Origin of the sequence: Bradyrhizobium sp. CCBAU 11434, from assembly GCF_028128895.1 — a bacterium.
In the GTDB taxonomy this organism is placed as follows: Bacteria; Pseudomonadota; Alphaproteobacteria; order Rhizobiales; family Xanthobacteraceae; genus Bradyrhizobium; species Bradyrhizobium zhengyangense.
On the sequence record NZ_LBJX01000056.1, the window covers coordinates 1 to 7,574 of the forward strand.

11 protein-coding genes are annotated in these 7,574 nt (G+C 60.6%); 6 read left to right on the forward strand and 5 right to left on the reverse strand.

Features of this window, described 5'->3' with window-relative positions:
* Window positions 1-216 precede the first annotated feature (216 nt).
* Window positions 217-567, reverse strand: a complete 351-nt coding sequence (locus tag XI06_RS13230) for a hypothetical protein (RefSeq protein ID WP_237866338.1) — start codon at window positions 565-567, stop codon at window positions 217-219.
* A 280-nt stretch (window positions 568-847) separates the two neighbouring features.
* On the opposite strand from XI06_RS13230, the gene XI06_RS13235 reads away from it, so the two are divergent.
* The 5 genes from XI06_RS13235 (at window position 848) to XI06_RS13255 (ending at window position 4,081) form a co-directional block, all read left to right on the forward strand.
* Window positions 848-1,801, forward strand: a complete 954-nt coding sequence (locus tag XI06_RS13235) for a GlxA family transcriptional regulator (protein ID WP_237866337.1) — start codon at window positions 848-850, stop codon at window positions 1,799-1,801.
* A 365-nt stretch (window positions 1,802-2,166) separates the two neighbouring features.
* Entirely contained in the window at window positions 2,167-2,358 is a 192-nt protein-coding gene (locus XI06_RS13240; RefSeq protein WP_237866336.1) for a hypothetical protein, read from the forward strand.
* Between the two features lie 300 nt (window positions 2,359-2,658).
* A complete protein-coding gene (locus XI06_RS13245) occupies window positions 2,659-2,961 on the forward strand; it encodes a hypothetical protein (protein ID WP_237866335.1) in 303 nt (100 codons plus the stop codon).
* A gap of 2 nt (window positions 2,962-2,963) precedes the next feature.
* Window positions 2,964-3,686, forward strand: coding sequence for an SOS response-associated peptidase (locus XI06_RS13250; RefSeq protein ID WP_237866334.1), 723 nt, complete (start codon window positions 2,964-2,966; stop codon window positions 3,684-3,686).
* A gap of 128 nt (window positions 3,687-3,814) precedes the next feature.
* The gene (locus XI06_RS13255) at window positions 3,815-4,081 is read left to right on the forward strand and encodes a hypothetical protein (protein ID WP_237866333.1); all 267 of its coding nucleotides are present in this window, start codon (window positions 3,815-3,817) and stop codon (window positions 4,079-4,081) included.
* Window positions 4,082-4,115: 34 nt separating this feature from the next.
* On the opposite strand, the gene XI06_RS13260 is transcribed toward XI06_RS13255, so the two are convergent.
* The 4 genes from XI06_RS13260 to XI06_RS13275 form a co-directional block, all read right to left on the reverse strand.
* Window positions 4,116-4,418 carry a hypothetical protein gene (locus tag XI06_RS13260; protein ID WP_333909324.1) on the reverse strand — a complete coding sequence of 101 codons (303 nt, stop codon included), beginning with the start codon at window positions 4,416-4,418 and terminating at the stop codon, window positions 4,116-4,118.
* Window positions 4,419-4,497: 79 nt separating this feature from the next.
* Entirely contained in the window at window positions 4,498-4,794 is a 297-nt protein-coding gene (locus tag XI06_RS13265) for a hypothetical protein (protein ID WP_237866331.1), read from the reverse strand.
* Window positions 4,795-4,854: 60 nt separating this feature from the next.
* Entirely contained in the window at window positions 4,855-5,142 is a 288-nt protein-coding gene (locus tag XI06_RS13270; RefSeq protein WP_237866330.1) for a hypothetical protein, read from the reverse strand.
* An 87-nt stretch (window positions 5,143-5,229) separates the two neighbouring features.
* A complete protein-coding gene (locus tag XI06_RS13275) occupies window positions 5,230-5,682 on the reverse strand; it encodes an Hsp20 family protein (RefSeq protein WP_237866329.1) in 453 nt (150 codons plus the stop codon).
* A gap of 299 nt (window positions 5,683-5,981) precedes the next feature.
* Between XI06_RS13275 and XI06_RS13280 the strand changes: the two genes are divergently transcribed.
* Window positions 5,982-7,538, forward strand: coding sequence for an ISL3 family transposase (locus XI06_RS13280; protein WP_237871113.1), 1,557 nt, complete (start codon window positions 5,982-5,984; stop codon window positions 7,536-7,538).
* Window positions 7,539-7,574 lie beyond the last annotated feature (36 nt).

Consider the following 7,574-nt stretch of genomic DNA (forward strand, 5'->3'; position numbering starts at 1 on the left):
CTGAACTTATTGCTGTCCATAAGGGCTGTTACACAGCACTCCTCTTAACCCGGCAAGACGGCCCTCACCGGAGGGAGACTCTAGACATGGCTGGCACAGGCGTTCACATCCTTCGATCGGGCGGTGAACATCCGCCAGCTCGCGCAGATCGCGGCCGCGCCCGTCACCAGAATGGGGTTCTTGTATTCCCTGGGATTTTACTATCCTTCGCCTCGGCTACGGAGCCTGTTCATCCCGGAGGCGCGCCGGAGGGACCGTGATTTCGATCTTCCCGTTTGCGACATCGTAGACCACGCCGGACACCATTATCGCGGCGGGAAGGTTCGCATTCGCCTTCAATGCATCAACATCGATCCGCACGGCTCGATACGGGTCCATGATGGCCATCTTGTTCAGTTCGTCTTCGGTGACGTTCAAATAGCAGGGTATGATTCCGCAATCGGTATGGTGCACCGCGGCAACAAAGCCGGCCACGATTGCGATCAAGCTAATGGCGACGTGTGATAGCGTCAAAACTAACAACACCGCTATTTCTCCGAGCGCCGGAACGAGATTGTTGCGTACCATGCCAACCTAGGCAGCCATAACCATCTCACGTTCGTACTGCAGCAAGTTCTCGATGACCGTAGCCGTGCTGTCAGTTCTGGCGTAGGTCATTATTGCCGCCTTTTGTAACGGGCATGGTTGATGGCTAGGCAGGTCATCTGAACCGTGCCTCGCGCAAAGACGGATGAAATAGTGCAGAACGCATGCGTATTGGCTCAAGCAGCAGCGGAGCCGGCGGCGACACCAGATGTGGAGAGCCTCCAGGAATTCCCGACCAGACACTTTGACACGGAGTGCGGCTATGCATCGGATCGGCCTTATTCTCCCATACGATTTTCAATTGCTGAACCTCGCCGCGTTAACCGCGTTCGAACTCACGGCGGAATCGTCGGGCTCGCCGCGGTACGACCTGCACCTCTTGTCAGAGCAAGGTGGGCCTCTTCGGTCTTCTTCTGGCTTGATCGTTGAAACCGAGGCCCTCGGACATCCAGCCTTTGACACGATCGTAGTTGGCGCGATTACATCGTTCGCAATGCCTGCTCCGTCCACCGCAAACATGATTGCATTCGTCCGTGCAGCCGCGACAGCCTCGCGGCGCGTCGCTTCATTCTGCAACGGTGCGTATGTTCTCGCTGAAGCCGGACTTCTTCATGGTCGGCGTGCAACAACGCATTGGAGCCAAGTAGCCAGCTTCAAAGCCCGCTTTCCCAACGTAAAGTTGGAGGAGAACAAGATATTCATCAATGACGGCCCAATCTGGACCTCCGCGGGGATGACCGCCGCGGTCGATCTAGCGCTGGCAATGATCGATAGAGACTTGGGGCCCCGAGCGGCTAATTTGGTAGCGAGGCTGCTTGTCGTCGATCGGATCCGCATGGGAGGGCAAAACCAGCATTCAGCGATGCTTGACATGACGCCGAAGTCAGACCGCATCCAGTCGGCCTTGGCCTATGTCCGCCAAAACCTCAAGAGTACCCTTTCCGTCGAGGAGTTAGCAGGCGTCGCTGGTCTTAGCCCCCGTCAATTCAGCCGCGCCTTTCTGACCGAGACGGGTCAGCCTCCGGCCAAAGCTGTTGAGCTACTTCGTTTAGAGGCTGCGAGATTCATGATGGAGGAGGGACGCCATCCGGTCAACGTGGTGGCGCAAGAGGCGGGTTTTCTGGACCGCGAACGAATGCGCCGCGCATTCCTGCGAATGTACGGCCTATCACCCCAAGCTATGCGCAAGAAAGCGAAAGGCGCGACAGTTGATTAGCTGCACGGTGAGGTAAGTTCCGCTTCCGGGCCCTTGGCTGACCTTCGCGGGGCGGGCTACGACGTCTGCTTCGAAGTGGTGAGCTGACTCCGCATTGCCTTCTTGGTGACCTCGCTCGGAACGTGCTACTTTGATTATGATGCCTCTCAGAGGTGCTACACAAAAAAAGTCGACGGACCGAAAAACGAAGCAAAATCAATATACTCTGGGATTGCTCTAACAGTTCAAGCCTGCCTGGCAGCTGACTTTACAGCTCTAACTGTTGCCCCGCGTCAAGACATTGACCAACAACGGGTACCGATACTTTCCTCATCCCCTAGCCCTAGCGACTTCCCCCAAGTTGGATTCAGCGCGACCATGACTGAATGTCCCCTCGCATCATTCCTATCCCCCTCTCCGGCGATCTGAGGAAAGCTCAGGCCAAAGGCGTCCGTCATGCTGACGGGCTGCACGACACCTACTTCGAGCAGTCGAAGCTGATCCGCAGTACAGCAGAAGCCAAGATACGTGAAGCCGACAGGCTGGAATGCACTCATGTGGGCGTGGACAACTGGTGAGATGCGCCCGGTGGTCGACGACCGGCAAGCGAATCCTACGATCGGCAAGGCTATCAACGGCGGATACGATCTGCTTGAGGCTAAGTGCAAACGATGCCGGCGCCTTTCACTAGTTTCACTGCGTGAAATTCGACGACCCGCGCGGACGCCGATCTTGATGCTGGAAGACGCACTGTTCTGCGAACCGTGCAGCGAGGGCAAACACTATACTCATCGCCAGCGGGCGTTCATCGTTGGCCTTACAAATGCCAAGCCCGATGCTCCGTCGTCAGGAGCGGCAAGCGATGGGAAACGGCGACGATGACGCTCTTCCGATTAGCTCCGATCGATATCCGTGCCGCTGACGAAAAGTGGTCTGCCTCTACGATTCAGGAGACTGTGTGGGTCGAAGCACGCGATGAACTACATGCGCGCCACCTGGTGGAAGCGGCGACCCTAAAGATGGTTGACCTGAAGCCGGGACGGCCACCCCTGTTCTCGCCCTGGCTCGATCAGGTAATCACGTCGTGCTTTGCAGACCAGGATGCGAAGAAGCCAACAACAGGACAAATACTGACTGCGACCGGCAAAGCGATTGCCATTCCCGGCGCCGAGACCGCTTAAAGATGTGCAATCTTTATTCGATCACGACGAACCAGGCGGCGATTAGTGCCCTTTTCAGGGTCGTCAATCGCTACGTCGGCAATCTTGCACCCATGCCCGGAGTGTTTCCGGACCACAGAGCACCGATCATCCGGACCGGTGCCGACGGGCGTGAACTCGCGACAGCGCGTTGGGGCATGCCGTCGTCATCGAAAGCACTCATGGACGCGACGAAGAAGCGTGCCGAGAAATTGCAGGCCAAGGGCAAGGAGGTCGATTTCAAGGAGCTGCTCCGGATGGAGCCGGATTCCGGAACCACCAACATCCGCAACGTGAAGAGCAAACACTGGACGCGGTGGCTGGGTACGGAGCACCGGTGCGTGGTGCCGTTCAACTCCTTCAGCGAGTTCAACAAGGCCGAAGGCGGCGACATCTGGTTCGCACTCGACGAAACCCGCCCCCTCGCGTGCTTCGCCGGGATCTGGACCAACTGGACGTCCGTCCGGAAGGTCAAGGAAGGCGAGACGACCAACGATCTCTATGCGTTCCTGACGACGGAGGCCAACGCCGAGGTCTTCGCCATCCATCCCAAGGCGATGCCGGTGATCCTAACGACGCCAGAAGAGGTCGAGACGTGGATGACGGCGCCGGCCGAGGAGGCGCTCAAACTACAGCGGCCCCTTCCGGACGGAACGTTGAGGATCGTTGGCCGCGGCGTGAAGGAGGATCCCGCGCCGGCGACGTAACATTTTCCACAAGCGCTGCGGAACAGATGGACAAGGCCCAGCCCTGCAGATTGCGAATCCCTGACCCGTGGTAACTGCCCGGAACGAGCAGGCGGGCGGAAGGATTCGTCCAGGCAGGAGCCATCTCGATGCTGATGACGAAAGAAGGACGGCCGGCGATCCGCGCGCTGCGCGGCTGGGCGATCAGCGTGCTGCAGGACGCCGGCGCGATTCACGAATGCGAGGAGCACGGCTGGGCAAAGGATCGGACCGACCCCCATGCCCGCGAACGCGCACTGGAGCTTGCTCGGCACGATCACCCCGACGGCGTCTCCCCCGCCGATGCTGTCGCAGAAATCTGCTCCGTCTTGGATTCCATCGGTGATACCTGCCCGGAGTGTCCGCCGAGCGATTGAGCGCGTCCTTATCCCCAGCGCGCTCGTTACAGAGTCACGGTGCTGGGCTTTGGGAGCAAGCGCTTCGATTGTCTGAGGCTTGCCGCCTGGACCCGGCGTACCAGTCGGCGTACGGCGTGTTCTTGACCGCGTGTCGATTGAAATCGGGCGTGCCGTCCTTCCACCACACCGGTCCGCGCTCACCCAAGCCACGCTTGGTCTGATCGACGAGCCGATGCGCTGCAGCTTCAGCTTCCGGATCTCCGGCCGCTTTGGCCGTCTTCACTGCGCGGCGCGCATCCATCAACTGCTTCACCAGCCGCGCCTTGTCGCCGGGAGCTATGGTCGGATCGCTCATCCGCCAGAGTTTCCCCCGGACGACGAAGTAGCGCCCGTCCGGAGTCACGGGATGCCTGAGACCTGCCATCCAGAAGAGCTTACTTGGTACGAACGGTCTTCGCGCCGGCGCCCTTCAGCGCCTCGGCGATCTTGTCCGGCTCGTCGCCGTGGAAATCTACCGACACCTCGATCTCGCCTTCAAGCCTTTGCTGCCCTTCCGGCGCTGGTGCAGCCTTCACGTCCGCACCGGCCGATCGTGTTCCAGACGAATTGGCGGCGCCCACGGGCTGAACGAAGACGTCGCCTCGCGCAACGCCACATTCCTGGACGACGTGCTCGACGGCCAGCTCGGCCTCGTGCCGCGTGGCGAACTCTCCGATGATCGTGCTTTCCAAGGTTGTCCTCCGACTCCAGGGATCGTGAGGCGGACAACCGGCGAGTGACGTCGAGAGTTCCTATAGCCAGTCCGGCGCCCTTCCTCCGACAGACGCCGCGCGCGATGCGCTGGCGCTCAGCAGCAGAAACAGCGCCCGCTCGGCCTTGTACCTCGCGGCCGCCCGGCTGCACTCTGACCCTGACATCAGAATTTCTCCGCCAGCCCGGCGCACGGCCCACTTCCACCGGCCGCGTCCGCGCGGCTTCAAGACGATATCGTAGCAACTCGGATGTTCGGTCGCCGTGCCGGGCTGCAGCAGGGCATTGATGTCCATGACCTTGTCGGCGGGGGCGGTCGTCGGCCGCATCGCTTGCTCCATTTCTAAAGACGAGTTGAGGGATCGCCGCGCGGGAAAACCCGCGCGGCTTCGGATCGAACCCGGCTGCCTGCCTGGTCAGGCAGCCCTGGATTCGATTTGGGTCACGTTGCTCGGTGCGGCGCCGTTGATCTCGATGCGGCGCGGCTTCATCGCCTCGGGGATCTCCCTCTGCAGGTCGATGACGAGCAGGCCGTTCTCGAAGTGGGCCCCTTTGACCTCGATGTAGTCGGCGAGCGTGAATTGGCGCTTGAAGTTGCGGGTCGAGATGCCGCGATGCAGGAAGGTCTTGCCTTCCTTCTCGGACTTCTTGCCTTCCAAGGTCAGGACGTTCTGCTCGGACGTCAGCGCGACCTCGTCAGGCGTAAAGCCGGCGAGCGCCACCGAAATCTGGAAGCGGTTCTCGTCGATGCGTTCGATGTTGTAGGGGGGATAGGTCTCTTCGGCGGTCCGCTGGACCTCGTCGAGGGCGTCGAAAAGGCGGTCGAATCCGATGCTCGACCTCCACAGGGGAGTCCAATCATACCTCATATCCAAATCCTCCTTGGAGCAAGATGGGTACGAGCAGGCTCCGGACACCGTCCGGGCGCCCGTCTCGGCCGGGACCCTACAGGCGTCCCGGTCGCCGAAAAAAATGAGAACCGATGCGAAAGTTTCAAGGGGCGCGGCTCGATTTTTTGCCGCCGAAATCGGGATGGTTAATGCTTTGAACTAGCCGGCGGCCGCGAAAAGATCCCACTTGTGTCAATCGGCTTGCAAATTTGGCTCTGACTCACTTTTGATGCAGTTCGAGGGATGTCTGGCGTTTTGATTGGAGGAGAATCAGCGCCATGCAGCAAGCACTCCACCGCTCCAGTCTGGTGCCGCGTGGGTTTGTGGTAGAGAGTGCGTGCTACGAGGGTGATAAAGCCGTCATCACGGTCCGGGCGTCCGGAAGCGTCGGCATGTGTCCATTGTGCGGAGCGGCTTCCCGACGTGTCCACAGCCGCTATCGGCGCCGTGTGACCGATCTGCCGCTTTCGGGGCGGGTCGTGAAGCTCCTGGTGATCGCACGCCGCTTCCGTTGCGATGCCGTCCTGTGCGGACGCCAGATCTTCACTGAGCGTTTCTCCGACGGGATATTGGCTCCATCAGCGCGACGCACGGCGAGGCTGGACTCTATCGTCCATCACCTTGGTCTGGCGCTTGGCGGTCGACCGGCGGCAGGCTTCGCAAAACGGCTGATGTTGCCGGTGAGCAAGGACACGCTTCTGTGCGTGGTCCGACGCCGTCACCGTCCGCCGGCTGACCCGCTCAAGGTTATCGGCATCGATGATTGGGCCTGGCGTCGCAATCACCGATACGCCAGCATCATCTGTAACCTAGAAAGGCGCCGGATAGTCACCCTGTTGCCGGATCGTGAGCCCGCGACCGCCCGAGCCTGGCTCGCTGCGCATCCCACGATCGCGATCGTCGCCCGCGATCGTGGCGGCGGATATGGCGAAGCGGCGGCCAAAGCCTTGCCGCACGCGGTGCAGGTCGCCGACCGCTGGCATCTGATGGAGAACGCCAGTCGGGCCTTCCTTGACGCCGTCCGCAAATCGATGCGCCAGATTCGCACTGTCATCGGTGCGACCACGATCGATCCCCAGCTGCTGACGGCAGCCGAGCGGCTCCAGTATGAGGGCTACTTACGCCGCGAGGAGACCAATGCGGCCATCCTGGCACTGTCGAAGAACGGCATACCCATCAAGCAGATCGTGCGTCGGACTGGCCATAGCAGGAAGCTGATACGGCAGGTGATCCGCGGCGAACGCACCGATGTCTTTCGGACCCGGCAAAGTTCGTTGGATCTGCATTTGCCATGGCTCGATAATCAGTGGGTGTCCGGCTGTCGAAGCGGGGCCGAACTCTGGCGCCGCCTAGCAGCTCGTGGCTTCCGCGGCTCGCTCCGCGTCGTCAGCGAGTGGGCAACCCGCAGACGACAGGCCGAAAAGGCCGATGCAAAGAACCTTCAGCGGATTCCCTCAGCCAGAACAATCGCTCGCCTCATGACCATCGGGCGGGACCTGCTCACGAAAGCGGAAACCGTCACGGTCGCGGCGATCGAAGCTGGCGTGCCAACTCTGGTCGAGGCACGCGAGATCATCGCCGAATTCCACCTGATGATCCGGCGCAAGACCGAGGCGGGTTTCATCCCATGGATCGAGCGCGCTCGCGCCAGCCTCGTCGCCTCGTTCGCCAGCGGCGTCGCGAAAGATGAGGCTGCGGTACGGGCGGCAATCACTTCACAATGGTCGAACGGACAGACCGAAGGTCAGATTACACGCCTCAAGCTCGTTCGACGTCAAATGTACGGTCGCGGGAAAATCGATCTGCTTCAAGCCAGGTTGATCGGCGCAGAATAGTCGGCGTTGCACCAAACTTGCGTCAGAGCCAAGCTC